This window comes from Streptococcus ilei (assembly GCF_000479335.1).
Classification (GTDB): Bacteria; Bacillota; Bacilli; order Lactobacillales; family Streptococcaceae; genus Streptococcus; species Streptococcus ilei.
In genome coordinates this window covers 46,691-71,807 of record NC_022584.1, presented here as the reverse complement: position 1 = coordinate 71,807, position 25,117 = coordinate 46,691, and the positions used below count along the sequence as shown (strand labels likewise).

Annotated in this window: 25 protein-coding genes; 3 read left to right on the top strand and 22 right to left on the bottom strand. The window is 41.9% G+C overall.

Annotated elements, in window-relative coordinates; translation table 11 throughout:
- Nucleotides 1-64: 64 nt before the first annotated feature.
- The 20 genes from N596_RS00440 to N596_RS00350 all read right to left on the bottom strand — a co-directional run bounded on the left by N596_RS00440 (nt 65) and on the right by N596_RS00350 (nt 18,004).
- Nucleotides 65-757 (bottom strand): phosphoglycerate mutase, encoded by a 693-nt coding sequence (locus N596_RS00440; RefSeq protein WP_023026480.1) that lies wholly within the window; start codon nt 755-757, stop codon nt 65-67.
- A gap of 258 nt (nt 758-1,015) precedes the next feature.
- Nucleotides 1,016-1,477, bottom strand: coding sequence for a Fur family transcriptional regulator (locus N596_RS00435; RefSeq protein WP_023022509.1), 462 nt, complete (start codon nt 1,475-1,477; stop codon nt 1,016-1,018).
- A gap of 277 nt (nt 1,478-1,754) precedes the next feature.
- Entirely contained in the window at nt 1,755-1,910 is a 156-nt protein-coding gene (locus N596_RS10225; protein ID WP_023022508.1) for a hypothetical protein, read from the bottom strand.
- A gap of 119 nt (nt 1,911-2,029) precedes the next feature.
- Nucleotides 2,030-2,305 carry a non-specific DNA-binding protein Hbs gene (gene hbs / locus N596_RS00430; protein ID WP_006596762.1) on the bottom strand — a complete coding sequence of 92 codons (276 nt, stop codon included), beginning with the start codon at nt 2,303-2,305 and terminating at the stop codon, nt 2,030-2,032.
- A gap of 134 nt (nt 2,306-2,439) precedes the next feature.
- Nucleotides 2,440-3,273 carry a DegV family protein gene (gene fakB / locus N596_RS00425; RefSeq protein WP_023022507.1) on the bottom strand — a complete coding sequence of 278 codons (834 nt, stop codon included), beginning with the start codon at nt 3,271-3,273 and terminating at the stop codon, nt 2,440-2,442.
- Between the two features lie 83 nt (nt 3,274-3,356).
- Nucleotides 3,357-4,088: a metallophosphoesterase gene (locus N596_RS00420; RefSeq protein ID WP_023026478.1), complete on the bottom strand. Its 732-nt coding sequence runs from the start codon at nt 4,086-4,088 to the stop codon at nt 3,357-3,359.
- A gap of 16 nt (nt 4,089-4,104) precedes the next feature.
- Nucleotides 4,105-5,769: a DNA repair protein RecN gene (gene recN / locus N596_RS00415; protein WP_023026476.1), complete on the bottom strand. Its 1,665-nt coding sequence runs from the start codon at nt 5,767-5,769 to the stop codon at nt 4,105-4,107.
- A 7-nt stretch (nt 5,770-5,776) separates the two neighbouring features.
- A complete protein-coding gene (locus N596_RS00410) occupies nt 5,777-6,208 on the bottom strand; it encodes an arginine repressor (RefSeq protein ID WP_006596766.1) in 432 nt (143 codons plus the stop codon).
- Nucleotides 6,201-7,016 carry a TlyA family RNA methyltransferase gene (locus tag N596_RS00405; protein ID WP_023026474.1) on the bottom strand — a complete coding sequence of 272 codons (816 nt, stop codon included), beginning with the start codon at nt 7,014-7,016 and terminating at the stop codon, nt 6,201-6,203. The genes N596_RS00410 and N596_RS00405 overlap by 8 nt, the downstream gene beginning before the upstream one ends.
- Complete coding sequence (locus tag N596_RS00400) at nt 6,997-7,884, bottom strand: polyprenyl synthetase family protein (RefSeq protein ID WP_023026472.1); 888 nt, start codon at nt 7,882-7,884, stop codon at nt 6,997-6,999. Before N596_RS00400 ends, N596_RS00405 begins: the two co-directional genes overlap by 20 nt.
- The gene (locus N596_RS00395; protein WP_023026470.1) at nt 7,881-8,093 is read right to left on the bottom strand and encodes an exodeoxyribonuclease VII small subunit; all 213 of its coding nucleotides are present in this window, start codon (nt 8,091-8,093) and stop codon (nt 7,881-7,883) included. The genes N596_RS00400 and N596_RS00395 overlap by 4 nt, the downstream gene beginning before the upstream one ends.
- The gene (gene xseA / locus N596_RS00390; protein WP_023026468.1) at nt 8,071-9,411 is read right to left on the bottom strand and encodes an exodeoxyribonuclease VII large subunit; all 1,341 of its coding nucleotides are present in this window, start codon (nt 9,409-9,411) and stop codon (nt 8,071-8,073) included. The genes N596_RS00395 and xseA overlap by 23 nt, the downstream gene beginning before the upstream one ends.
- A 419-nt stretch (nt 9,412-9,830) precedes the next feature.
- Nucleotides 9,831-11,285, bottom strand: a complete 1,455-nt coding sequence (locus N596_RS00385) for a glycoside hydrolase family 32 protein (RefSeq protein WP_023026464.1) — start codon at nt 11,283-11,285, stop codon at nt 9,831-9,833.
- A gap of 9 nt (nt 11,286-11,294) precedes the next feature.
- On the bottom strand, nt 11,295-12,140 hold the full coding sequence (locus N596_RS00380; protein ID WP_023026462.1) for a carbohydrate ABC transporter permease: 846 nt from the start codon (nt 12,138-12,140) through the stop codon (nt 11,295-11,297).
- Nucleotide 12,141: 1 nt separating this feature from the next.
- Nucleotides 12,142-13,044 carry a carbohydrate ABC transporter permease gene (locus N596_RS00375; RefSeq protein ID WP_009732413.1) on the bottom strand — a complete coding sequence of 301 codons (903 nt, stop codon included), beginning with the start codon at nt 13,042-13,044 and terminating at the stop codon, nt 12,142-12,144.
- An 84-nt stretch (nt 13,045-13,128) separates the two neighbouring features.
- Entirely contained in the window at nt 13,129-14,442 is a 1,314-nt protein-coding gene (locus N596_RS00370; RefSeq protein ID WP_042360999.1) for an ABC transporter substrate-binding protein, read from the bottom strand.
- Nucleotides 14,443-14,574: 132 nt separating this feature from the next.
- The gene (locus N596_RS00365) at nt 14,575-15,567 is read right to left on the bottom strand and encodes a LacI family DNA-binding transcriptional regulator (RefSeq protein WP_023026458.1); all 993 of its coding nucleotides are present in this window, start codon (nt 15,565-15,567) and stop codon (nt 14,575-14,577) included.
- Nucleotides 15,568-15,594: 27 nt separating this feature from the next.
- Nucleotides 15,595-16,476, bottom strand: coding sequence for an NAD(P)H-hydrate dehydratase (locus N596_RS00360; protein WP_023026456.1), 882 nt, complete (start codon nt 16,474-16,476; stop codon nt 15,595-15,597).
- 132 nt (nt 16,477-16,608) lie between these two features.
- Nucleotides 16,609-17,463 carry a bifunctional methylenetetrahydrofolate dehydrogenase/methenyltetrahydrofolate cyclohydrolase gene (locus N596_RS00355; protein ID WP_023022489.1) on the bottom strand — a complete coding sequence of 285 codons (855 nt, stop codon included), beginning with the start codon at nt 17,461-17,463 and terminating at the stop codon, nt 16,609-16,611.
- Between the two features lie 310 nt (nt 17,464-17,773).
- A complete protein-coding gene (locus N596_RS00350) occupies nt 17,774-18,004 on the bottom strand; it encodes a DUF1797 family protein (RefSeq protein WP_023026455.1) in 231 nt (76 codons plus the stop codon).
- A gap of 229 nt (nt 18,005-18,233) precedes the next feature.
- Here N596_RS00350 and N596_RS00345 point away from each other — a divergent pair, with 229 nt between their 5' ends.
- The 3 genes from N596_RS00345 (at nt 18,234) to N596_RS00335 (ending at nt 21,581) form a co-directional block, all read left to right on the top strand.
- Entirely contained in the window at nt 18,234-20,501 is a 2,268-nt protein-coding gene (locus N596_RS00345; protein WP_023022487.1) for an ATP-dependent Clp protease ATP-binding subunit, read from the top strand.
- A 260-nt stretch (nt 20,502-20,761) separates the two neighbouring features.
- A complete protein-coding gene (locus N596_RS00340; RefSeq protein WP_023022485.1) occupies nt 20,762-21,211 on the top strand; it encodes an NUDIX hydrolase in 450 nt (149 codons plus the stop codon).
- A 67-nt stretch (nt 21,212-21,278) separates the two neighbouring features.
- Nucleotides 21,279-21,581, top strand: a complete 303-nt coding sequence (locus N596_RS00335) for a DUF1827 family protein (RefSeq protein ID WP_006596776.1) — start codon at nt 21,279-21,281, stop codon at nt 21,579-21,581.
- Nucleotides 21,582-21,665: 84 nt separating this feature from the next.
- Here the strand turns inward: N596_RS00335 and N596_RS00330 are convergent, their stop codons facing one another.
- Both N596_RS00330 and ileS read right to left on the bottom strand, forming a co-directional pair.
- Complete coding sequence (locus N596_RS00330; protein WP_023022484.1) at nt 21,666-22,100, bottom strand: GNAT family N-acetyltransferase; 435 nt, start codon at nt 22,098-22,100, stop codon at nt 21,666-21,668.
- Nucleotides 22,101-22,315: 215 nt separating this feature from the next.
- Entirely contained in the window at nt 22,316-25,108 is a 2,793-nt protein-coding gene (ileS, locus tag N596_RS00325; protein WP_023026454.1) for an isoleucine--tRNA ligase, read from the bottom strand.
- Nucleotides 25,109-25,117 lie beyond the last annotated feature (9 nt).

The following is a 25,117-nucleotide window of genomic DNA, read 5'->3' as shown; positions in this document are numbered from 1 at the left end:
GACAAGATAAACAAAAAAGCTGACCTAAGTCAGCTTTCTATTATTGATAACGAATCCTGCTATCTTACTTACCAAGATAGTATTCAGAAACTACGTTCAATTTTTCGTCAAATTCGAATATCAATGGTGGGAAGTTAGGGATTTCCACGTCCATGATTTCATCGTCTGACAATTGTTTGATGTGTTTTACAAGGGCACGGATTGAGTTACCGTGTGCTCCTACGAATACGTTCTTACCGTCTTTAAGAGCTGGAGCGATTTTATCTTCCCAGAATGGAAGCGCACGTTCCAAAGTAACTTTCAAGTTTTCAGCATCTGGAATGACTGAGTCGTCAAGTGAAGCGTAACGACGGTCAGTGTGTGCTGAGTGCTCATCATCGCGAGCCATTGCAGGAGGCAATACATCGTATGAACGACGCCAAATGTGAACTTGCTCATCACCAAATTGTTCAGCAGCTTCAGCTTTGTTTTTACCAGTCAATCCACCATAGTGACGTTCGTTCAAGCGCCATGATTTTTCAACCGGAACCCAAAGTTGGTCAGATGCTTCAAGAGCCAAGTTAGTTGTTTTGATCGCACGTTTCAATACTGAAGTGTAAGCTTGGTCAAATTCGATACCAGCTTCTTTGATCAATTTACCAGCGTCGATCGCTTGTTGTGTACCTTTTTCAGACAAATCAACATCAGCCCAACCAGTGAAAAGGTTAGCTTTGTTCCATTCAGACTCACCGTGGCGAGCAAAAACCAATTTTACCATTAGATGGATCTCCTTTATATTCTCCGAGGTTTCCCCCGTTTATCTATTTTATTCTACTAGATTTTCAGTAAAAAATCTAGTGGTGACCATAGAAAAGTGCAATTTCTCACAAAAAAAGTCTGAACGGAGATTTAGTGAAATTATATCAATTCTTTTTCATGGACATTTACATTTTTCACTCATCAGCTTCTAAATCTTTCCTCTCTATCTTTTTCCGCAAACCATACCAAACAAAAAAACCTCTAACAAGAGGTTTGCTTATAATTGCTTCTTCTGACACTCTGGACAGATTCCATAAACGGTGGTTTGGCACTTGGTAATGATGTAGCCACTTTTTTCTCTCGCTTCTGCTCTCACGTCTGGAACTTCGATGTCAACATCGTCAATCTTCCCACAAGACTCGCAAATCAGATTCAAATGATCGTGTCCCATAAAATCAAAGTAGGTCGTGGTATCATTGCGTACTTTTATCTCAGAGACAAAGCCTTCATCAATGAGGACCTTGAGATTGTTATAAACGGTTGCCAGGCTCATATTGGGAAAGGCTGGTTTTAAATCTTGGTAGATGGCATCCGCACTTGGATGTTCCTGGCTTTTGACAAGATAGGAAAGGACCGCTCGACGCGTCTCTGTAATCCGTACAGATTTTTCACGCAAGTGTTGCAATACATCTTCTACTTTTTGTTGTTGAACGGAATCAAGTGTTAAACAAGCTAGCATGGTCTTCCCCCTTTCTGTCTCTTCTTTAAAACTATTATATCACGAATGCCAAATTTTGCCTAATTAGAATGTTTGTAAATAAGAAAAGAGGCTGGGACAAAAGTCCTAGCCTCTCAATTATCTTTAGATTGTCGAGCAAGACGCAGTGGTTGAGCGGGCTCTACTACGCTGATTTCATCAGCTTTTACAGCCCTACTCAACTGTGCGGAGGTGGGACGACGAAATCGAATTCTAACGAATGACCGATTTCTGTCCCACTCTCTTTTGTATTCTATTCTTAACTTCCCCAATTAAGGATCCATCTCATGGTTCCTAGTAAAAATTTAACAAAGAGGAACATAAAGAAGAGTTCCACAATAAACCAGAGACCTTTCAATAGATAAATAATTGGTTTAATCATGAGTAGAACAAAGATTCCAAAAATCCATCTCATGGCCCACCCTCCATTTCTCACTTTTTTCTATTATACTCCTATTTATAGGCCCTGTCTAGAAAGGACTCCAATACAAAAAGTTCCCTCTAGCAAGCTAGAAGGAACTTTCGTAATCACAATTATTTAACTGCGTCTTTAAGAGCTTTACCAGCTTTGAATGCTGGAACTTTAGAAGCAGCGATTTTGATTTCTTTACCAGTTTGTGGGTTGCGACCTTTACGAGCTGCACGTTCACGAACTTCGAAGTTACCGAAACCGATCAATTGAACTTTTTCACCTTTTGAAAGGTATTCTGAAACAGCTGCAAATACAGCGTCAACTGCTGCTGCTGAGTCTTTTTTAGTCAATTCTGTAGCTTCTGCCACTTTTGCGATCAAATCTTGTTTGTTAGCCATTTAACAAATCCTCCAAATTTTTTTAGGTTTTACCCTTAACATCTCTATCATATCTAAAAAATGCTTTTAGGTCAAGTACTAAACCTGTTTTTATAAACTTTTATGTAGGAATAAATTCCTTTATTGACGGGCTTCTATGCAAATCGGACAAGAACTGCCCAAGCATCTTCACCAGTGTGGGTTTGAATGATCGAACCTGTTTCCAAAACAGAGATTGGAGTTGCAACCAAAGGCTGTAATTGCGCCTTCATTTCGTTAGCAAAGTCAGGTCCACCAGCATAGGAAATTCCTATCTCAGCGATTTCTTTACCGGATAAGTCTTGCATCAACTCGTCCAACCATTTTTTAAAGGTTTTCTGTCCGCGTCCTTTGACAATCGGTTGCAGTTCATCGTTCTTCATTTCCATGACGACCCGAATATTCAAAAGTGAACTCAATAAACCAGTTACGCGTCCAATCCGGCCTCCTTTAACCAGGTTTTCCAAAGTAGAAACCCCAATATAGAGTCTAGTATTTTGCTTGACCTCTTCAATGCGAGCTACAATTTCCTCTACGCTAGCACCTTCTTGAGCCAGTTTTGCTGCTTCGACCACTTGGAATTTCATGGCTTGGTCCGTAAAGCTACTATCGATAACTGTTACATCTGCATTGGCTAAGGTAGCTCCTTGACGTGCAGCTTCCACTGTACCAGATAAGGCATGAGACATATGGATTGCAATAATTTGCGCCCCTTCTTCAGCCAATCCTTCGAAGATTTCCGCAAACACACCTACTGGAGGTTGGCTAGTCTTTGGAAGGTTTTTACTGGATTTCATCAACTGAAGGAACTCACCTTCGGTTAATTCCGCATCTGAGTAGAGAACACCGTCCACCATAACAGAGAGGGGAACGATGGTAATTCCGTATTTTTCAACAACTTCAGGCTCAATCGTTACGGATGAGTCTGTAACAATTTTTACTTGTGACATAACATTCCTACAATCTTTTCTTAGATATATCCATTCTATTATATCAAATTTTCTAGGCTTTTGTGGGACAAAGTCCTTTTTGCTTAATCATCGATGGCTGCAAATCCATCATTAACCAAAGCAACATCGGCCCTCATTCCATTTTCATCAAAGAGAATACCATGGAGGACACCACCATAAACAGCCCCACCATCCATGCCAATCTTCCCATCTTCGGTCACCCAGAGTTCTTTGGTTCCAATCTTTTGATCCAAGAGATAGTGGACAGGGGTATGGCCAAAAACAATGGTCTTTCCTGTCTGATTGGTTGCTTCATGGAAGGGCTGGCGAATCCAGACTTTTTGGTAATCCGTCGTTTCATGCCAGTCCGTTAGAGTCAAGTCAATCCCAGCATGCACGAAAATATAGTGTTCTGTTTCATAAACAAAAGGAAGCGAACGGATGAAAGCGACGAGGTCCCCACAAGTCTCTTGCACGCGACGAGCATCCTCTACTCCATCGACTGGAGTCGTTAGGGGACGGCCAAGCAGAGAGTTGATCGTGGTATCACCACCATTTCGTCGGTAATGGTCATAGCGTTCAATCGGGTTATCGATCCAGGCTAAAAACATGTATTCGTGGTTACCAGAGAGGCAGATTGCCCCTTGATGGTCGACAAAATCTTTGACCAGTTCGATAACTCTACGACTATCTTCCCCACGGTCTATCAAATCTCCGAGAAAAACCAGCCGAGACTGACCATCCCAATGGGTCATCAGTTCCTCCAACATGCCTGCTTTTCCATGAATATCTCCCACTACGAAATAGCTTCCCATATCGGTTCCTTTCTTCTTAGCTTGGCCGTTTTAGCAATTGCTCCGCCTGCAGGCGGGCTGCTTCTGTCACATCTTCACCAGCAAGCATCTTGGCTACTTCTTCTACCCGCTCTTCATGACTGAGCAAGCGAACGGTCGAAACTGTTGAAAATTCATCACTCACCTTTTCGATAAAGAATTGGTAATCGGCTACTGCAATTACCTGAGGCAAATGAGAGATGGCTAGCACCTGACCAAAACGTCCAATTTTATAGATCTTAGAAGCAATGGCTTGAGCGACCCGACCAGATACCCCTGTATCCACCTCGTCAAAGACGATACTGGTCTTGCCTTCTTTTCGAGAAAAGGCGGACTTGATGGCCAACATAAGACGGGACAATTCACCACCTGAGGCTACTTTTACCAAAGGCTTAAAGTCCTCTCCAGGGTTGGTCGAAATATAAAATTCAACTGTTTCGTTTCCTTCCCGATTAAACTTAGATGGAGTAAAACGCACTTGGAAACGGGCTTTTTCCATGTAGAGATCCGCCAATTCCTGCTGAATTTCTGCTTCCAGCTCTTGAGCTAAGGCATGGCGCCCTTGACTCAGTTCCTTGGCCAAGGCAACCAGCTGGCCTTCCATAGACTTGAGTTCCTTCTCTAAGTCTTCAGAAGAGGTTCCAGCTCCTGTTAACAGGCTATATTCCTTACTGATTTGCTCCAAATAATCAAGGACATCTTTTACCTGACCGCCGTACTTACGCGTAATTGAGTGGATCAGGTCTAATCGAGCTTCTACCTGCATCAATCGGTTGCCGTCAAAGTCCAAGCCATCTACCAGATCCTCCAAGCGTTTGGTCAGATCTTCCAGAGTATAGTAGGTCTCAGCCAGTTGGTCAGACAAGGTCTTGTATTCTGGATCATACTCTTCGATACCTTGCAGATCATTCATGGCCGATCGAACATTGCTAAGACTGGAGAAGTCTTCTGCATCCAGCATAGCGTAGGCATTGCTTAGGGTATCCGCAATCATCTTATGATTGAGCAGGCGTTGCCGTTCTTGCTCTAACTGGACATCTTCATCCAAGGACAAGGCGGCCGCCTCGATTTCCGAAATTTGGTATTCCAGCATCTCGATGCGAGCTTGGTTTTCCTGGTTATTTTTTTGGATCTGCAAGACCTGCTTACGCAAGGACTTATAATTTTCAAAGGTCTCTCTATAGGCCTTCTTGGTCGCAAAAAAAGCATCCTCCCCAAAGCTATCCAGCATAGCGATATGCAATGGAGCCCGCATCAGTTCTTCCTGATCGTGCTGGCCATGAATATCTACCAAATGCTGGCCAACCGCCTTGAGAACGGAGAGGTTAACCATCTGCCCATTGATCCGACTGACACTCCGACCATTCTGGAAAATTTCTCTGCGAATAATCAACTCATCTGCCCATTCTAAGCCCTGCTCCTCAAAGAGTTGCTGAAGGGCACGGTTTTCATCAATCGCAAAGAGGCCTTCAATCTCAGCCTTAGGAGCACCATGGCGGATAACATCAGTCGTCGCTCGGCTCCCCAGCATCATATTCATAGCATCGATAATGATGGATTTTCCTGCTCCAGTTTCACCGGTTAAAACCGTCATCCCCGTCTCAAAATTCAGAGCGATTTCTTCAATGATGGCAAAGTTTTTAATTGAAATTTCTAATAGCATCTCTCTCCTACCATTCCATCAATCGTTGTTCGATAAACTGTGCCTTCTCTTCCGAGCGGGCCACAATGAAAATACTATTATCGTCTGAAATCATACTAAAGATGATGGCATCAAAATCTTCCTGCAGATGCCGCTTGACTAAATAGGCTGTCCCTGGGACAAGCTTGAGGGTCAAAAAACTCCCCATGCGTTCAAACGATTGAAGATTATTTTCTGCTAATTTTCCACTATGTTGGACGCGTGGCAATTCATAGACATAGGCTGAACCTTTTAATGGCGTTTTAATAATCCCTAACTCTTTAATATCACGGGAAACAGTCGCTTGTGTCGCAGAAATCCCTGCTTCTTTCAAATGCTCAACAATTGCATCCTGAGTACCGACCTTATTTTCACGAATAAAGCGGCGTATTTTTTCTAATCGGTTTTGTTTACTATTCATGTTTAAAATCAGTGTGGGCTTTGTTGACGACAGCTGCAAACTCTTGCTGATCGAGACAATTTTGCCCGGTATTTTTTTCTAAATAAAGTAAAAATTCAATGTTGCCATGGCCCCCTTGAATCGGTGAATAATCCACTCCTAAGACAGAGAAGCCATGTTCTAACGCAAAGCCTTGAACCTGTTCCAAGACGGACAGATGGACCTTGGCATCCTTGATAATCCCATTTTTCCCAATCTGCTCCCGACCAGCTTCGAACTGGGGCTTGACAAGAGCGACCACCTGGCCTCCTTCTTGTAAAATCCCATGGAGGGCAGGCAAGATAAGGTTGAGGGAAATAAAACTAACATCAATGCTAGCAAAACTTGGTCTTTGCTCAAAATCCTCAGACGTCGCATAGCGGAAGTTGAACTGCTCCATCGAGATGACACGAGGATCCTGACGGAGTTTCCAAGCCAACTGATTGGTCCCTACATCCACTGCATAGACCAAGGCTGCTCCATTTTGGAGCATAACATCCGTAAAGCCCCCTGTTGAGGCACCAATATCTAGCGTGACCTTGTCCTGCAAGTTAATCTCAAAACGGGCCAAGGCCTTTTCTAACTTGAGACCACCGCGACTGACATATTTGAGTTTTTCACCCTTGAGTTTTAATTCAGTCGCTTCATCAATTTTTTCACCTGGTTTATCGAAGCGCTCGCCATTATGGACCGCAACGACCAAACCAGCCATCACACCGCGTTTGGCCTGCTCCCGGGTTTCAAATAGTCCCTGCTTGTAGGCCAGTACGTCAACTCTTTCCTTGACCATGAATTCTAAGTCTTTCTATTATCTTCTTGATTCCAGTCCCTTCAAAGGAAACTTGATTAGAAATGCGATCGAGCAAGTCCTCACAGGCATCCAACTCCCGATCCAAATAAGCCTGCGCTCCATCTAGACCAAGTAGTGCTGGATAGGTTGATTTTTCAGCCTGCAGGTCCTTCTGAGGGGTTTTTCCTAAAGAGGCAAAATCGGCTATCACATCCAAAATATCATCCCGAATCTGAAAGGCCAAGCCTAAATGGAGGCCAATTTCCTCTAAGAGAGTCGCAACAGTTGTCTCAAGCTCTAAAAGGATCCCCGCAGCTTGGAAAGGATATGCTAGCAGTCGTCCCGTCTTATTGGCATGGATGACTTGCAACTGGTCCAAGGTCAGGCTCGCTCCTTCCCCTTCCATATCCAAGACTTGGCCTGCCACCATCCCAGCTGTCCCTGAAGCATCCGATAATAAGGCGATCAGTTGCACCCGGATAGAAGCTGGAAGATCCGCCTCTGCCACACAGCCAAAGGCATCCAAGAAGAGCGAGTCTCCTGCTAAGATGGCTAAGTCTTCACCAAATTTTTTGTGGTTGGTCAATTGACCACGACGATAATCATCATTATCCATCGCTGGTAGATCATCATGGATCAAGCTTCCCGTATGGATCATTTCAAGAGCGGCTGCTACCTGAAAATGAGCCTCAAGGATTGGAGCATGAAAGGCCTCTAGTAATTCCAATAAGAGCAAAGGCCGAATCCGTTTGCCCCCTGCATGGACTGAATAAAGGATGGATTCTACCAAGCGGGGAGCGATTTGTTTGGTCTCGTAGAAACCTTCAATCGCTCTTTCAACCCCTTGCAGTTTTTCTTCTAAAATCATACCAGTTCCGTTTCTGAGCCATCTGCTTGCATAACCTTGACCAAGGTCTTTTCAGCCTGATCAAGCGTTTCTTGCAAGTTTTTTGATAGCTTCATTCCTTTCTGAAACTCTGAGATGGCCTCTTCAAGGGGCACTTGCCCACTTTCCAATTTTTGGACAATAGCTTCCAAATCAGCTAAATTTTCTTCAAATTTCTTTTCTTTCGACATGCTTTACCTCTACTTCTACTTGCCCATCCCGCATGACTAGCGTCAAGGCATCCTTTTCTTTGATTGTATCTACACTATCCAGAACATGATCTCCAGCCTGCACCAAGGCGTAGCCTCTAGCCACGATACGACTGGTATCCAACATCAAGAGAGCTTCTGATAGGCGCTTGGCATCTGCTGCTTTTGTCTGGTAGAGCTCCTTGATTTTCAAGGTCATCAATCGCTCCATTTGGAGAATCTGGTCTCGATAGCGCTCAAGTTGATGCTGGGGCGCTTGAGAAGCCAATCGATGGCAGAGTTCTTGTAACTGGTGGCTATTTCTGGTAACTGACTCTGACACAGCCTGTTTCATTCGCAACTGAATCTGATCTATTTTTTGCAGATAAGAATCATACAGCCGCTCTGGTTGACGGAAGATGACCGATTGGCTTAGTTTTTGCAGTCGCTCCCGATTATATACTAGGCGGTTGCGCATAGCGGTTGCCATCCGCCCTTCCTGCTTCTGCAAATGATTGAGTAGGTCCAACTTGGTCACAGGCGTCGCTAGCTCAGCCGCAGCTGTAGGAGTGGCTGCCCGCCGATCTGCTACAAAGTCTGCCAGAGTGGTGTCTGTCTCATGTCCCACACTGGAAATAATGGGAATTCTAGACTCAAAAATAGCACGCACAACTGGCTCTTCATTAAAGGCCCATAGGTCCTCGATGGACCCACCACCACGACCGATGATCAAGACATCTAGGTCCGTCCGAGCATTAGCCTTCTGGATATTGGCGACAATTTCTTGAGCTGCCCCCTCTCCTTGTACCTTGGTTGGAAAAAGGAGAATCTCCACGCCAGGAAAACGCCGAGTGACAGTCGTAATAATATCGCGAATAACAGCTCCACTCTGACTGGTAATAACCCCAATTTTATTGGAGAACTGGGGAATGGCCTGTTTGAACTTCTCTTGAAAAAGACCTTCTTCCTGGAGTTTCTTTTTCAACTGCTCAAACTGAATAGCTAAAGCGCCCACACCATCTGGCTCCGCCTTTTCGATGACAATGGAATAACTACCACTTGGCTCATAAAGTTGGATCCGACCAATAACATTGATCTTCATGCCTTCTTCTAGCTCAAAACCAAAACTCTTATAAATTCCAGCCCAGACAGTCGCCTGAATCACAGCCTTTTCATCCTTTAGAGAGAAATACTGGTGATTGGGACGCTTCCGAAAATTCGAAACCTGACCCGTCAAATAGACCCGCTCCAGATAGGGGTCCTTATCAAATTTCAACTTGAGGTATTTGGTCAGACTGGATACCGATAAATAGTTGGACATAGGAACTCCTTTCTGCAGAATATGATCAAGTTTAATTATACCAAAAAACACCAAAAAAGGCTGGTAGACAAACGAAATCATGAATTTCCTTTCTCTACAATCCTCATTTTATTCAAGTCATTTTCTACTAGTCTATTTTAAACCAGCTTCCCTATTTGTCACACTTCTCTAATCGTTCAATAAAGGAGCTAAGAAGTGCTTGGGGCTCCCCTTCATTTGGATAGGCATAACTAATATAGAAGACTGTTTTTTCCTCTTCAACCAGGGGAATTTTGACAAGATTTGGATATTCTGGAAAAAGAGTCAGAACGGTCATGAGGCCAATTCCTAAATTTTCTTCGATGAAACTCAAAACCTATTTAGGATACAACAAAAAGACAAGTCTCAGGACTTGTCTTCTTTAGGAGATTTTTATATACCTATTTTTGATAGGCTTTTACAACTAAATCGACCCCTTCATCTGCTTTGAAGGTATAAACAGGGTTCTCAGTCGTTTCATAAAAGGTCATTGATAGAGTTTTACCATCCACGAATACTTCAATTGAGTTGGTATCTCGAAGAATCGAGAAATGATAATCCTTTTCACCATTCAACTGAATCCATCTTGATTGAAATTCTGGGCTTTCTTTTCCAGAAATGAGATGTCCAAATTGGTCTCGACTCAAGCTAAAGCGTTTATTGGAGGCATCGTAAATCAATTGCAAGGCACTATCAACATCGGATTCATCCCCATATTTTAGGATAAAGGAGCGACCTGATTTGGAATCTATCTCAAATAAGGTTTGTTTCCCTCTAGCCGGGATAATGATCTGATTGCCCTTAACAATGGTTTCTGGTGCATTCTCTACAAGAAAGTGATTTTTCACAGACTCAGGTAGCTCCTGAACCAATCTTCCGTCTTTCAAGCCTAATTTTCTAGGAATCGTCATGCTTCCTGCCCAACCATGACCTAAGTCATGACTAGGGATGGAACGTTGCCACATTTGCATCCAAGCAACCATGTATCGTTCGCCATTTGGTCCTTGACAAGTTTGAGGAGCATAGAAATCCAAGCCACCATCAATTTCATCATATGTATCGACAAAAAACTGACCCGTTTCCCAATTCATGTCACCGATAAAGGCAACAGTCGAATTTAAATTCCAGTATTTTTCTTGCTGTCTTTCCATTTCAATGGGAGACAGAATCAAGACCCATTTACCATCTAAGGGAAAGAAATCCGGACATTCCCACATGATACCTTGCCCTTTTTCACCTTCCAGTAAGACTGATTTAAAGCTCCAGTCCTCTAGATTACTTGACGCAAACAAGAGAATTTGCCCTCGATCATCTACTGTTTTGGAAGCAACTACAGTATAATAGATTCCTTGGTATTCAAAGACTTTGGGATCACGAAAATCAGCAATATCTGCGATACCCTCAATATGCTGCACATGGATCACTGGGTTGGCTGGCAATTTTGCGAAAGTAACTCCATCCGTTGAAACTGCAAGACACTGGGTCTCTTCTCGCTTCTCCTCATCATCTATATGACCAGTATAAAGCAAATAGAGCTTGTCATCTTTCACAATAGCACTTCCTGAGAAACAACCATCCTTATCATAGTTTTCACTTGGTGCTAAAGCTACTGGTAATTCTTCCCAATGGAGGAGATCTTTTGACTTAGCATGCCCCCAATGCATAGGTCCCCAAACACTATCATAGGGATAGAATTGGTAAAACAAATGGTATTCCCCACGGAAATAAACAAAGCCATTAGGATCGTTCATCCAGCCAATTGGAGGTAGTAAGTGAAAGGATCCTCTATATTGCTGGTCAACCTTCTCCCTGTTTTCATCGATATACTGATTCGCTTTTCGAATAGTTTCCCTCATACTTATCACCTACTTAATACCTGTTCCAGACCCACCTAAACCTTGAATAATATATTTTTGTGCTACGATATATACTAGAATAAGTGGAATTGTAGAAATTGTCAAAACAGCCATCACTTGATTAATATAAACTGGTTGAGTTGTATTAATGGTTGTAATCGCAACCTGCATTGAAAATTTTGAAGAATCGGTTAACACCATCAATGGCCAGATATAATCATTCCAACTAGAAATAAAGGAAAGAACACCGACTGTGGCAACTGCTGGTTTCGACATAGGCAACATAATCTTGAAAAAGATCCGCAAGATACTTGCACCATCTATTTTTGCAGATTCGATAATTTCTTCTGGAATGGCAATAAAGAAGTTTCGGAAAAGATAGATATTAAAGACACTAGCTAATCCAGGGATAATAACCGCTAAACGATTATTGACTAAGCCAAGTGAATTAATAATTGTAAATTGAGGAATCAAAACTGTTTCAATCGGAATAATTAACAAGGCTAATAAAAATCCAAACAGAATTTTTTTACCTGTAAAATTAATTTTTGCAAATGCAAATCCCGCTAAGGCATTAACAATAATAGAACCAAGTGCAAATGTTCCTGCATAAAAAATACTGTTCCCCAGGTATGTTAGAATACTAAAACGCGAAAGAACTTCTTGGTATGGTTTAAACCAATCAGCTGGATTTAAACTAGGTAAGAATGCTTTCCAACTTGTTAAATTCTTGTACACATCTGCTTCTGGTTTCATAGCTGAAACCACCATCCAGATCATAGGAAATAGAAAGAGGCCTGCTAATAGAATTAATAAAATATATTCTAAAATAGTAGTCGGTTTTAAACGTTTCATCCTAATCGTCCTCCTTCAAAACTCGCCGTTGTACAAGACTAATCATACCAATCAATGTTGTAAATACTAGGGCAATAGAACTTGAATAACCAACGAGACGGTCTGTGAAACCTTGTTGGTAAATATAATATACCATAGTGATTGTCGAGTTCAGAGGTCCACCTTGAGTCATGACCATTGGCTGCACAATCAATTTAAAGGCTGAAATCAACGTTGTCAATAGGACAAACAAGGCCGTTGGTTTTAATAAAGGCATTGTGATATATCTAAATTGAGCCCATTTTGAAAATCCATCCAACTCTGCCGCCTCATAAATATCTTGTGGAATATTTTGCATTCCTCCAAGGAATAACAACATTTGATACCCTGCACCTTGCCATGCAGAAACAAATACAATGGCATACATGGCCTGTTTTGGACTTGTCAAAAATGGTTGTGAAGAAATACCAATTTTATTCAGTAGAGCATTGAGCAAACCATTATTTGGATTTAACAAGTATAACCAGAGGATAGATATAACGACAAGAGACATCACAACAGGAGCAAAAAATGCTACCTTAAAGAACATATTTCCTTTACGTTTCTTATTAACAATTAAGGCCATACCGAGAGCCGCTCCAAGTTGCACTGGAATAATCCAAACTACAAATTTCAAGGTATTCAAGAAACTTTTTATAAAGATTGGATCTTGTGCTAAGCGCATAAAATTTTGTAGCCCTACAAATTTTCTGTCCTCTGGGGTCAATAGGTAATAATCTGTAAAGGCATAATAGATGACCATACCAACAGGTATCACTAAAAAAATAAAAAGTAATACTAAGGCTGGAGCTAAAAAGCTATAGCCCATAATATTTTCTTTAAGACGTTCTTTCTTTTTTGTTTCGACTTTCTTTGTTTCGCTCATTGTTCGTCTCCTAAGATGAAATCATTAAATAAAATAAGGTGGAAGGTACATTTCATAACTTTCCTTCCACCTTTTGAATATCAACTATTTATTTAAAGATTGGTCGATTGCTGTTTGCATTTCTTTCGTACGAGCATCTAATACTTTTTGTACATCTGGATTATCTTTATAATAGCTGATATCTTGCATCGCTTGTTGGAAAGCGCGTGAAACTTGTGGATAAGCTACTACAACTGGACGAGGATGAGCTGATGCAGCATTTTGTTCCATCAAGAAGCGCAATGGTTCAGATACTTTATCCTTAATATTTTTAATTGTTGATTTTCTGATTGGAAGAACACTGTTCCCCAAGCTTATAATTTCACTAGATTCTGTATTTGTTGCAAACTTAACAAATTCAGCAGCAGCTTCTTTTTTATCAGATTTTGTCGTAACAGCTAATTGCCAACTACCTGAAGGTGAGACCAATTTCTTCGTTTTATCTGAAACTGGATAAGGAAGAATACCAAAATCAATATCTTTGTAATTTGTTTGTAGATCCCCAATCGTCCAAGACCCGCTTAGAACCATCGGATACTCACCTGTTTCAAATCCTTTTTCAACAGGACTAACTGTAGTGTAATCCTCTTTTACTAGATTTTGAATAAATTGAACAGCTTCAACACTTTCCTTACTGTTGAAGTAACCTTCAGCTTTTGTCCCTTTAGAATTTACTACAGACCCACCATTTGACCAAATAAGTGGCATATAAGCATATGGTAACATCTCATCATTTGAATTCAAACGGAAATCTATTGCTGGTTTATTAAAATGATCTTTTAATTTTTTAGCAATAGCATTAAACTCAGACCATGTCCATGGTTTTTCAAGGGTTGGCAAACTCGCTTCATCAATTCCTGCTTCCTTAAACATCTTTTTGTTATAGTAAACACCTACATTTGATTCAGAAAAACCAAACGCATAGAATTTACCATCATAAGTTCCCTGTTGCTTAATACTGTCCAGTACATCATCCATGTCATTGTCCTTTAGATAATCATCCAAGGGAGCAATCACTTTTGATTTTGCATAGGCAGCAGTATTTGGACCATCTAGCGTAATAACATCTGGTAAACTATTTGTCGTAATAGCAGCGTTTACCTTATCTTCATATCCTCCACCGCTACCACTACGTGGAATATACTCTGTCACAACCTTGTATTTGGTTTTCTTTGACTTGTTGAAATTATCAACAACTTGTTGCCAAGCTTTTCCCTCAGCTGTTTCATCTGAGAATTGAACCCAGACTTTTATTTCGTCCGAAGAACTTGCAGTTTTGGATTTTGATCCCCCACCACATCCTGCAAGCAATCCTAATGATAGTGCTGCAACTACAGATAACTTAATACCTTTACGCATAGCGTCCTCCTTTTTGAAACGTTTCATTTTTTATTTGTTTTTTTTAACTCAAGCTAAAATAGTTGAGTTTTTTGAAACGTTTCATTTTATAGCTAAATTATAACAGCGTTTTCATAATTTGTCAAGCACTTTTTATAATTTTTTTGTTGTGTTTCCTTCAAAAAAAAGTACCGGTAAACTAATTACATTCTGATCTATTTTTTCTTCACGAATTAATTTAAGCAATAGTTCAACTGCTGCTTGAGCCATCTGAGCTATTTGTTGAACAATCGTAGAAAGTAAGTAAGGTTGATCAAAAGCTGGTCTTAATCCATCAAAACCAATAATCTGATAATCTTCTACAGGAGTTTTTCCCATCTCCCCTAAAACTTTTATCACACGAAGGGCCATAAAATCATTTACTGTGAAAATCCCATCAATCTGAGGATGCTTTTCAAAAAAGGTTCTTATTTGCTCTTCTGCTTGATTCAGTGGTTCCGGCATTTCAAGACAATAAAGGTTCGTATTTTTCTGTTTAGCCTCCGCTTTGAAACCTCTCCCCCGTTCCGTTGTTTCATTCAAATGTTTGTTCACACCACTAATGTAAGCTAGATTTTGACAATCGCGTTTGACTAATTCGCGGCAAGCTAGTTGACCACCATGAAAATTTTCAGAAGTTACGTAATAGACATTTTCAGAAAAATGACGGTCAATACTGACAAAAGGTAAATTTGATGAAACATACTTATCAATATCTGAATAGGTGATCCCTATAATTCCATCTACTTTATTTTTCTCAAGTAATTTTATGTATTCTATCTCATTTTTAGAATCTTTATCAGCATTACAAATTAATAATTTATATTGATTTTTTAATAGTTCTTTTTCAACATGATAAGCAAATTCAGAAAAGAAAGGATGCCATATAGTTGGAATGAGTAAAGCAATAATATTACTACGATTCGTTTTTAATCCTCTCGCATATTCATCTGGGACATAAGAAAGTTTTTCAATTGCTTGTTGAACTTTTTTTAAGGTCACCTCTTTAATGCCTTTTTCATTATTGATGACACGAGAGACTGTCCCAACACTAACTCCAGCTTCTGCTGCAACATCCTTCATGGTAATCGACTTTTTTTTGCTCATTCATTTTTTCACCTCCTTTCATCCATACTACCATGAAAACGTTTCATTTTCAACATTTTCGTTTAAATTGTCACTCCACTTCTTCATCCATTTTGGGATTTCTTTGCTAATGCTTGTCGGTAAAACTATATAAGCCTCCTTGCTCAAGTCTTCAGCAATAGCTGAATGAAGGTAGGTCGCGACTGCCACGCGCTCATAGAGTCCAACCTGTGGAAATTGTCCCGCAAAGCCTGCAATCATCCCTGCCAAGGTATCGCCCATACCTCCAGTTGCCTGGTAAGGTCCCCCAACTGTTAGTTGGTAATAGTCTGGTTGTCCTTGTTGCCAAATCTTGGTCTGAGGTCCCTTTTGAACTAAGATAGATCCTTCTGGAAGTTTTCCCACAGCCATTTGTGTCCTATCTTCTCCTTGTTCCCCAATTGCTAGACCTGACATCGCCTCCCATTCTTTCTGATGAGGAGTGAAAACCAACTGAGCTTGAGGAAGAGGCAAAGCTAAGCGAGTATAGATACTAATTGCTCCGCCATCTAGAATCAACACTTGGTGAGACTGAGCCCTATCAAAAACTAGCTCTACAAGGTGTGTCCCTAGATCATTGTCCTTGAGGCCTGTCCCCAATAAAATAACGCCTGCTTTTGCAATTTGCTCAGCTAATAAATCTTGGTCAGTCACAGCAAATGCCATGGCTTCGGGTAGCTGACTATGAAGGGCAGAGATGTTCTCCTGATTTGTCGCAACCGTGACTAGACCCGCTCCACTTTGAACGGCCGCTAGAGCAGCCATCATAATCGCTCCCCCATAGGGATAAGTTCCCCCAATCAAGAGAAGACGACCATAGTCACCCTTGTAGGAGTCTGACTGACGACTAACAATAACTTGTTGTAGCAATTTTTTGTCAACTCTTAACATAAGCTTTCCTTCTTTCTCTCTTTATTTTATCACGTTTAGACTAAAAAAAGGCAGGAAAGCAAGTTCCAACCTTCAAAATTTTTCTAATCTGTCTATCGCTCCAAACACTGTCCCGACTTCATCCAAGCTGGTTTATTTTTTCAAAGCCCGAACAGCTGCTTCATAGGTCTGAGTCATAAGCATGGTAATGGTCATAGGACCCACTCCACCAGGAACAGGCGTAATATGGCTAGCAAGTGGTGCCACGGTATCGTAGTCGACATCTCCACAGAGCTTCCCATTTTCATCGCGATTCATACCAACATCAATGACGACAGCTCCCTCTTTGACAAAGTCAGCTGTGACAAATTTGGCACGGCCGATAGCCACCACCAGGATATCTGCCTTTCTTGCAATCTTTGCTAGATGATGGGTCCGTGAATGGGTCAAGGTTACCGTAGCATTCTTAGCTAATAGAAGCTGGGCCATGGGTTTTCCAACAATATTGGAGCGACCAATAACGACTGCACTTTTTCCCTCAACATCGATATCGTATTCCCGGAACATTTCCATAATCCCCGCAGGAGTTGAGGGAACCATGACTGGATTTCCCGCCCAAAGATGGCCCATATTAAGGGGGTGGAAGCCGTCGACATCCTTATTGGGATCAATGGCTAGCAAGACAGCCTCATCGTCGATATGTGCTGGTAGAGGCAACTGGACCAAAATTCCATGCCAGAGCGGTTCCTGATTGTAGCGGTCAATAAGTGCCAAGAGTTCCTCTTGTGTAGTAGCCTCTGGTAAGCGGACCACCTCGCTACGAAAACCAGCAGCAAGAGCAGAGCGTTCTTTATTTCGTACGTAGACCTGACTAGCTGGGTTTTCTCCCACTAAAATCACAACTAAACCAGGTACCTCCCCTGTTTCCTCTTTTAAACGTGCTGTCTTTTCAGCTAATTCTCCCTGTAATTTTACTGCCAAGGCCTTCCCATCAATCACATGTGTCATCTCAATCTCTTTTCTATTCAATATCTTCTCTATTATATCAGATTTGTGAACCTGCTCCTAACACTTCTTGATTAGACAAGGTTATAGGAAGAAACTATAACAGTTTTATTCCAACAAAAAAGAGAGTGGGACAGAAATCGGTCATTCGTTAGAATTCGATTTCGTCGTCCCACCTCCGCACAGTTGAGTAGGGCTATAAAAGCTGATGAAATTAGCGTAGTAGAGCCCACTCAACCACTGCGTCTTGCTCGACAATCCAAAGACAATTTAGAGGCTAGGACTTTTGTCCCAGCCTCTTGATTGATACTTCTTAGTACAACAATTCGTAGATTTCCATTGCGATTAAGTCAATGCTATCGAATGTATAGGTCTCAAGAGCTTCTACATCACGAAGAGTAAATACTGATCCATTTTCTTCATCATAGTTGTAAGCTACTTCAGCGACTACAACTCCTTCACGTTCAAAATTACGTTTTAAGTTTCCACCGTCTTTTGTCATTGCTTCCAAACGGCTGATAATTCGTACCAAATGTGATTCCATTTTGATTCTCCTATTTACTTTCTACTCTCCTATTCTATCATAAAAGAAGGAGGAAATTCCAATAAAAATCAACTTTTCCGCTTTTTTCCTCTTTATTCCATGCCTAAAACCGGACTTCATACTAAATTCTTGCAAACTTTTAGAATACTGATATAATGAAACTATAAAAGTTTGACTATTTCTGACCAATAGTTTCTACACTTTTTACCCTAGAGAAAGAGGTAAGAGAATGCTTTGTCAAAACTGTAAAATAAACGATTCAACCATTCATCTTTATACGAATGTGAATGGTCACCAACAACAAGTAGACCTTTGCCAGAACTGCTATCAAATTATGAAAACCGATCCTAACAATAGTCTCCTGGCAGGATTAAACCAACAAAATCGCGGAGGGCGGGATCCTTTTGAAGATTTCTTCAATCAACTGGGCAACTTCCAAGCTCCCCAAGAACCTCAAACGCCACCGACCCAATCAGGAGGAGGATATGGAGGTGGAAATGGCTACGGACAAAATGGGAACGGTCGAGCTACTGGACCAAATAGACCTCAAGCCAAACAACAACCAAAAGGACTCCTAGAAGAGTTTGGAATTAATGTTACTGAAATCGCTCGCCGTGGGGACATTGATCCAGTCATTGGCCGTGACGACGAAATTCTCCGAGTTATTGAAATTTTAAACCGCCGAACCAAAAACAACCCTGTTCTGATTGGAGAACCTGGTGTCGGAAAAACAGCTGTCGTAGAGGGCCTGGCCCAGAAGATTGTCGATGGCGATGTCCCTTATAAATTACAAGACAAGGAAGTTATTCGGTTAGACGTTGTTAGCCTGGTTCAAGGGACTGGGATTCGTGGACAATTTGAAGAACGGATGCAACAACTAATGGAAGAAATCCGTCGCCGTGAAGATGTCATTTTGTTTATCGATGAAATCCATGAAATTGTAGGAGCAGGATCTGCAGGTGATGGCAACATGGATGCAGGAAATATCCTCAAACCGGCTCTCGCTCGTGGTGAATTGCAATTAGTTGGTGCCACAACACTCAATGAGTATCGTATTATCGAAAAAGATGCTGCTCTTGAACGCCGGATGCAACCAGTCAAGGTGGATGAACCAACGGTTGAAGAAACCATTACCATCCTTAAAGGCATTCAAAAGAAATACGAAGACTACCACCACGTCCACTACACAGATGGTGCTATTGAGGCTGCAGCTCTCCTCTCCAATCGCTATATCCAAGACCGCTTCTTGCCCGACAAAGCCATTGACCTCTTGGACGAAGCAGGCTCTAAGATGAATTTGACCCTCAATTTTGTCGATCCCAAAGTCATTGACCAGCGCTTAATTGAAGCCGAAAATCTCAAGGCCCAAGCGACGCGGGATGAAGATTTTGAAAAAGCAGCCTACTTCCGTGACCAAATCGCTAAGTACAAAGAAATGCAAGGGCAACAGGTCACCGACCAAGATACGCCCGTCATTAGCGAAAAGACTATCGAACACATTGTTGAGCAAAAGACCAATATTCCAGTTGGAGATTTGAAAGAAAAAGAACAGTCTCAATTGATTAATTTGGCTGCTGATTTAAAAGCTCATGTCATCGGCCAAGATGAGGCTGTTGAAAAAATTGCTAAGGCTATCCGTCGTAATCGGGTAGGACTTGGAACGCCAAACCGTCCAATCGGTAGCTTCCTCTTTGTTGGACCAACTGGTGTCGGGAAGACCGAGTTGTCCAAGCAATTGGCCATCGAACTCTTCGGTTCTGCTGATAGTATGATTCGCTTTGACATGAGTGAATACATGGAGAAACATGCCGTTGCCAAATTGGTCGGTGCTCCTCCAGGTTATGTCGGCTATGAAGAAGCTGGCCAGCTGACTGAAAAAGTACGTCGCAACCCTTACTCTCTTATTCTTCTAGATGAGGTAGAAAAGGCCCATCCTGATGTCATGCATATGTTCCTTCAAGTCTTAGATGATGGTCGCTTGACAGATGGTCAAGGCCGTACCGTTAGCTTTAAAGATACGATTATCATCATGACCTCTAATGCTGGAACTGGCAAAGCGGAGGCCAATGTTGGCTTTGGAGCAGCTCGTGAAGGTCGCACCAACTCTGTACTTGGAGAACTCGGGAACTTCTTTAGCCCTGAATTCATGAACCGTTTTGATGGCATCATTGAATTCCAACCTCTCTCAAAAGAAAACCTGCTTCAAATCGTTACTCTCATGCTGGATGAAGTCAATCAACGTCTCGCACAAAATGAGATTCATCTGGATGTGACAGAGAAGGTGAAAGAAAAATTGGTCGATCTGGGATACGATCCAAAAATGGGGGCCCGCCCACTCCGTCGTACCATTCAAGACTATATTGAAGATGCGATTACCGATTACTACCTTGAAAATCCAAATGAAAAACAACTCAAGGCAGTCATGACCAGCAATGGAAATATTAGCATTAAAGGAAAGACCAAACCTGCAAACGAGGCAGAAAAAGTAACTGAATAATTGCATTTAAAAGAGGCTAGGACAAAAGTCCTAGCCTCTCAATTGTCTTTGGATTGTCGAGCAAGACGCAGTGGTTGAGTGGGCTCTACTACGCTGATTTCGTCAGCTTTTATAGCCCTACTCAACTGTGCGGAGGTGGGACGACGAAATCGAATTCTAACGAATGACCGATTTCTGTCCCTCTCTCTTATTTTTATCTCCTACTGCTTTTTATGTCTATCTATGTTATAATGATAAAAAAATAAGAAGCGAGTTTTAATATGACTGTTGCAACTTTTGGGACAAAAGAAGAAAATGTTGACTATGTCAATCGTTATGGAGTCTATGCGGTAATTCCAAATCCAACCAAGGATAAAATCATCCTAGTCCAAGCACCAAATGGAGCTTGGTTCCTACCAGGTGGTGAAATCGAGGAAGGAGAAGATCATTTCTTGGCACTCGAGCGCGAACTGATCGAAGAATTGGGCTTCACTGCGACCATCGGCGAGTATTATGGCCAAGCAGACGAGTACTTCTATTCTAGTCACCGCGACACCCACTACTATAATCCTGCCTATATCTATGAAGTAACTGACTTTGTAGAAGCTCAAAAACCGCTAGAGGATTTCAATAACATTGCTTGGTTCCCAATCGACGAAGCCATTGACAGATTAAAAAGAGGAAGTCATAAGTGGGGCATCAAAATGTGGAAATCTGCCCAAAAATTGTAAGCGACTTCTTTCACAAAATAAAAAAAAGTGTTATAATAAATGGAGAAAGAGCTTAGGAGGATCTCACATGAAGCTTATGAATACAACAAATAGTCATGCTACTCTGGTCAAAAGTCAATTAGAAAGTACCGATGCTACCCTTGTTGAGGTCTATTCAGCTGGTAACACCGACGTTATCTTTACCAAAGCTCCTACACATTACGAATTGCTGATTAGTAACAAACACCGTGCCATTCGTGAAACAGAAGTTGAAAAAATTCGTGAGTTCTTTTTAAAACGCAAGATTGATCTTCAAATTATTGACCAATCTGCTATAAAGACCCTCTACTCTGATAAACTGATCGAAATTTCTTTCCCAATTGCTAAGTAAGGTTCTTCTACCTTACTTTTTTCTTTGCTATCTTTTTTTTAAAAAAAACATCCGTTCACCTCGATAATGAGATGAACGGATGTTTTATTTCTGATAGATCATTTTTACGTGAGGGGTAGAAGCCAAGATAAAAGGCTCGCTCACCCTTTGAAAACCTAGCTTTTCATACAAGCCAACCACCTGTTCTTGGGCCTCAATTTCAATGGCCCGCCCAGGAAAGCTCTGTTCACACAGATCCAAAATCTGCTCCACCATAGCCCTTCCCAGTCCTTGGCCACGACTGTCTTTGGCTACAGCAACTCGGCCAAAATGAATCGTAGTCCCCGTCTCAAAGATCCGTGCATAGGCATCTACATTTCCCTTTTCGTCTTGATGAAAAAGGTGAAGAGCTCTAAGATCAATAGCATCAAGATCATTGTAGATTCTTGTCTGTTCCACGACAAAGGTTTCCAAACGCAATTGAACGATCTCGTAAAACTCTTTTAGTTCTAGTTCTTTAAATTCTTTCCGGTACCACATCAGTTCCTCTTTATTGAAAAGTCGAGGCTGGGACAAAAGTCCTAGCCTCTTTTTTGTCTTTGGATTGTCGAGCAAGACGCAGTGGTTGAGTGGGCTCTACTACGCTGATTACATCAGCTTTTATAGCCCTACTCAACTGTGCGGAGGTGGGACGACGAAATCGAATTCTAACGAATGACCGATTTCTGTCCCACTCTCGATTTTTTCACTTCTTATTATTTGGCTTCAAATCCTTCTGCTACTGCGTCTGCAAAGTTTTCTTCTACGATGCTTGCACAGTGGTCACAGATGGTTGCGTTGTAGCCACGTTCTGCTGTACTTGGATCGATACGACGGCAACGATCACAAACCTCACCAGCTGCACGTTCAACAGTGAAGGCAACATCTTCGAAGACCACCGCACCTTCTGGAGCTGGACCTTCTGCGATGGTCAATTCTGAGACAATCAAGAGTTGAGCAACATTGCTATCCACTGCCCCAAGAAGAGTCTTCACTACTTCGTTTGGATACACCGTCAAGTGAGCTTCAAGAGATTTACCGATCACTTTTTCATTCCGTGCTTCTTCTAAAGCTTTTTGAGCTTGGCCACGGAAGTCCATGAAGGCTGACCAGGCATCCAAGATTTCTTCTTGGTTAGCAAATGTTTGAGCTTCTGGTAATTCTGACAATTGAACGAAGTCTTCCGCTTCAAACTCAAGATAAGACCAGATTTCCTCTGCAGTGTGAGGAAGAATTGGGGTCAAGAGTTTGGTGATTTTCACAAGAATGTCATAGAAGACTGTTTGCATTTGACGGCGTTCGAGAGATTTTGCACCTTCGATGTAGACAACATCTTTGGCAAAATCTAGGTAGAAGGCAGACAAATCAACATTGATAAAGTTCACCAAAGCCTTGTAGATGGTCAAGAATTCGAAATCTGCATAAGCATCACGAATGGTCTTAACAAGCTGGTTAAAGCGAATGGTCATGTACTTATCGACAGAACGAAGCTCTTCATAAGCTACTGCATCCTCAGCTGGGTTAAAGTCAGATGTGTTCGCAATCAAGAAACGAAGGGTGTTACGGATCTTACGGTAAGTCTCAGAAACTTGGCTCAAGATATCCATAGAGATACGTACGTCGTTGCTTGAATCCACACTGGTTACCCAGAGACGCAAGATTTCAGCACCAAATTGTTTTTCAACATCACTTGGAGCAATCGTGTTTCCAAGAGATTTGGACATCTTCTCACCTTTACCATCCAAGGCAAAACCTTGTGACAAGATTTGTTTGTAAGGTGCTACGCCATGGTTTGCCACAGATGTAATGAGTGAGGAGTTGAACCAACCACGGTACTGGTCAGAACCTTCTAGGTAAAGATCAGCTGGGTATTTGAGTTCTGGACGGTTGACAACTACTCCATTCCATGATGAACCGGAGTCGAACCATACGTCCATGATATCTGTTTCTTTCTTGAACTCTCCATTTGGAGAACCTGGATGCGTAAATCCTTCTGGCAAGAGGTCTTTGGCATCACGTTCCCACCAGATGATGGAACCATGCTCTTCAAAGAGTTGAGCCACATGCTCGATGGTTTCAGCTGTCATGATTGGTGTGCCATCTTCAGCGTAGAAGATTGGAAGTGGGACACCCCAAGCACGTTGACGAGAGATAACCCAGTCACCACGGTCACGAATCATATTGTAAAGACGGACTTTACCCCACTCTGAATGGAATTTCACTTTTTCAATTTCATCCAAGATTTCTTGACGGAATTTTGAAACTGAGGCAAACCATTGTGGAACTGCACGCCAGATGATTGGCTTCTTCGTACGCCAGTCAAATGGGTAGGAGTGAGAGATTTCTTCTTGAGCAAGAAGCAAATCACCAAGTTTTTCAATAACCGTTGGCACAACCTTGTCATAGAATTGACCTTCAAACTCAGGACCAGCATTGGCCATCATGATCCCGCGTTCGTTAACAGTCACGGCAACTTCTAGACCATTAGCAACACCGACATTGTAGTCATCCTCACCAAAACCAGGGGCTGTATGGACGATACCAGTACCTGAGTCTGTTGTAACGTGATCACCAAGGATAACGAGTTCATCTACTGCTGTATCCCATGGGTGTTCTGTCACGATGTTGTTGAGGTCTTGTCCACGGTAAGTTGCCAAAACTTGAACATCAGCCCAACCAAACTTCTCAGACAAACTGTTCAACAATTCTGCAGCTACCACAAACTTACGAGTTTCGCCAGCTGGTTGCACCAAGACGTAATCAATATCCGCACCAACTGTCAATCCACGAGAAGCTGTAATGGTGAATGGTGTTGTTGTCCAAACAACGATGTAAGTGTCTGTATCAAGGACACCTTTTCCATCTTTAACCTTGTTGGCATAGTAAAGGGATGTTGAAACCAAGTCATGGTATTCAATTTCCGCTTCAGCAAGTGCTGACTCAGATGACCATGACCAGTAAACAGGCTTCGCCCCACGGTAGATATAGCCTTTGTTAGCCATTTCACCAAAGACACGGATTTGCGCTGCTTCATAGTCAGGAGTCAAGGTGACATATGGATTTTCCCAGTCACCTGAAACACCCAAACGCTTGAAGTCTTCGCGTTGTTTATCTACTTGAGAGAGGGCGTATTCACGGCAAAGCTTCAAGTACTCAACCAAGTCCATCTCTTTGCGTTTGACACCTTGTTTGGCCAAAACTTGCTCGATTGGCAAACCATGTGTATCCCAACCTGGGATGTATGGTGCGTAGAATCCTGACATAGATTTCGAACGAACAATGATATCTTTTGAAATCTTGTTCATGGCATGTCCTACGTGGATATTCCCGTTAGCATACGGAGGGCCATCATGCAAGGTGAAATGAGGTTTCCCTTGGTTCAATTCTTGACGGCGTTGATAAAGCTTTGCCTCATCCCATTCTTTTTGCCATACTGGTTCTTTTGTGGGAAGACCTGCCCGCATCGGGAACTCTGTCTTACCTAAATTTAGTGTCTCTTTGAGTTTCATGGAGTCTCC

What these genes read in the sequence shown, in the direction of transcription:
- hbs (WP_006596762.1), bottom strand. Translation starts at nt 2,305, where the DNA reads ATGGCTAACAAACAAGATTTGATCGCAAAAGTGGCAGAAGCTACAGAA.
- N596_RS00420 (WP_023026478.1), bottom strand. Translation starts at nt 4,088, where the DNA reads ATGGGAAGCTATTTCGTAGTGGGAGATATTCATGGAAAAGCAGGCATG.
- N596_RS00355 (WP_023022489.1), bottom strand. Translation starts at nt 17,463, where the DNA reads ATGACACATGTGATTGATGGGAAGGCCTTGGCAGTAAAATTACAGGGA.
- N596_RS00440 (WP_023026480.1), bottom strand. Translation starts at nt 757, where the DNA reads ATGGTAAAATTGGTTTTTGCTCGCCACGGTGAGTCTGAATGGAACAAA.
- N596_RS00345 (WP_023022487.1), top strand. Translation starts at nt 18,234, where the DNA reads ATGCTTTGTCAAAACTGTAAAATAAACGATTCAACCATTCATCTTTAT.
- ileS (WP_023026454.1), bottom strand. Translation starts at nt 25,108, where the DNA reads ATGAAACTCAAAGAGACACTAAATTTAGGTAAGACAGAGTTCCCGATG.
- N596_RS00375 (WP_009732413.1), bottom strand. Translation starts at nt 13,044, where the DNA reads ATGAGCGAAACAAAGAAAGTCGAAACAAAAAAGAAAGAACGTCTTAAA.
- N596_RS00410 (WP_006596766.1), bottom strand. Translation starts at nt 6,208, where the DNA reads ATGAATAGTAAACAAAACCGATTAGAAAAAATACGCCGCTTTATTCGT.
- N596_RS00435 (WP_023022509.1), bottom strand. Translation starts at nt 1,477, where the DNA reads ATGCTAGCTTGTTTAACACTTGATTCCGTTCAACAACAAAAAGTAGAA.
- N596_RS00380 (WP_023026462.1), bottom strand. Translation starts at nt 12,140, where the DNA reads ATGAAACGTTTAAAACCGACTACTATTTTAGAATATATTTTATTAATT.
- N596_RS00370 (WP_042360999.1), bottom strand. Translation starts at nt 14,442, where the DNA reads ATGCGTAAAGGTATTAAGTTATCTGTAGTTGCAGCACTATCATTAGGA.
- N596_RS00395 (WP_023026470.1), bottom strand. Translation starts at nt 8,093, where the DNA reads ATGTCGAAAGAAAAGAAATTTGAAGAAAATTTAGCTGATTTGGAAGCT.
- N596_RS00405 (WP_023026474.1), bottom strand. Translation starts at nt 7,016, where the DNA reads ATGGTCAAGGAAAGAGTTGACGTACTGGCCTACAAGCAGGGACTATTT.
- xseA (WP_023026468.1), bottom strand. Translation starts at nt 9,411, where the DNA reads ATGTCCAACTATTTATCGGTATCCAGTCTGACCAAATACCTCAAGTTG.
- fakB (WP_023022507.1), bottom strand. Translation starts at nt 3,273, where the DNA reads ATGTCACAAGTAAAAATTGTTACAGACTCATCCGTAACGATTGAGCCT.
- recN (WP_023026476.1), bottom strand. Translation starts at nt 5,769, where the DNA reads ATGCTATTAGAAATTTCAATTAAAAACTTTGCCATCATTGAAGAAATC.
- N596_RS00400 (WP_023026472.1), bottom strand. Translation starts at nt 7,884, where the DNA reads ATGATTTTAGAAGAAAAACTGCAAGGGGTTGAAAGAGCGATTGAAGGT.
- N596_RS00360 (WP_023026456.1), bottom strand. Translation starts at nt 16,476, where the DNA reads ATGTTAAGAGTTGACAAAAAATTGCTACAACAAGTTATTGTTAGTCGT.
- N596_RS00385 (WP_023026464.1), bottom strand. Translation starts at nt 11,285, where the DNA reads ATGAGGGAAACTATTCGAAAAGCGAATCAGTATATCGATGAAAACAGG.
- N596_RS10225 (WP_023022508.1), bottom strand. Translation starts at nt 1,910, where the DNA reads ATGAGATGGATTTTTGGAATCTTTGTTCTACTCATGATTAAACCAATT.
- N596_RS00335 (WP_006596776.1), top strand. Translation starts at nt 21,279, where the DNA reads ATGAAGCTTATGAATACAACAAATAGTCATGCTACTCTGGTCAAAAGT.
- N596_RS00350 (WP_023026455.1), bottom strand. Translation starts at nt 18,004, where the DNA reads ATGGAATCACATTTGGTACGAATTATCAGCCGTTTGGAAGCAATGACA.
- N596_RS00330 (WP_023022484.1), bottom strand. Translation starts at nt 22,100, where the DNA reads ATGTGGTACCGGAAAGAATTTAAAGAACTAGAACTAAAAGAGTTTTAC.
- N596_RS00365 (WP_023026458.1), bottom strand. Translation starts at nt 15,567, where the DNA reads ATGAGCAAAAAAAAGTCGATTACCATGAAGGATGTTGCAGCAGAAGCT.
- N596_RS00340 (WP_023022485.1), top strand. Translation starts at nt 20,762, where the DNA reads ATGACTGTTGCAACTTTTGGGACAAAAGAAGAAAATGTTGACTATGTC.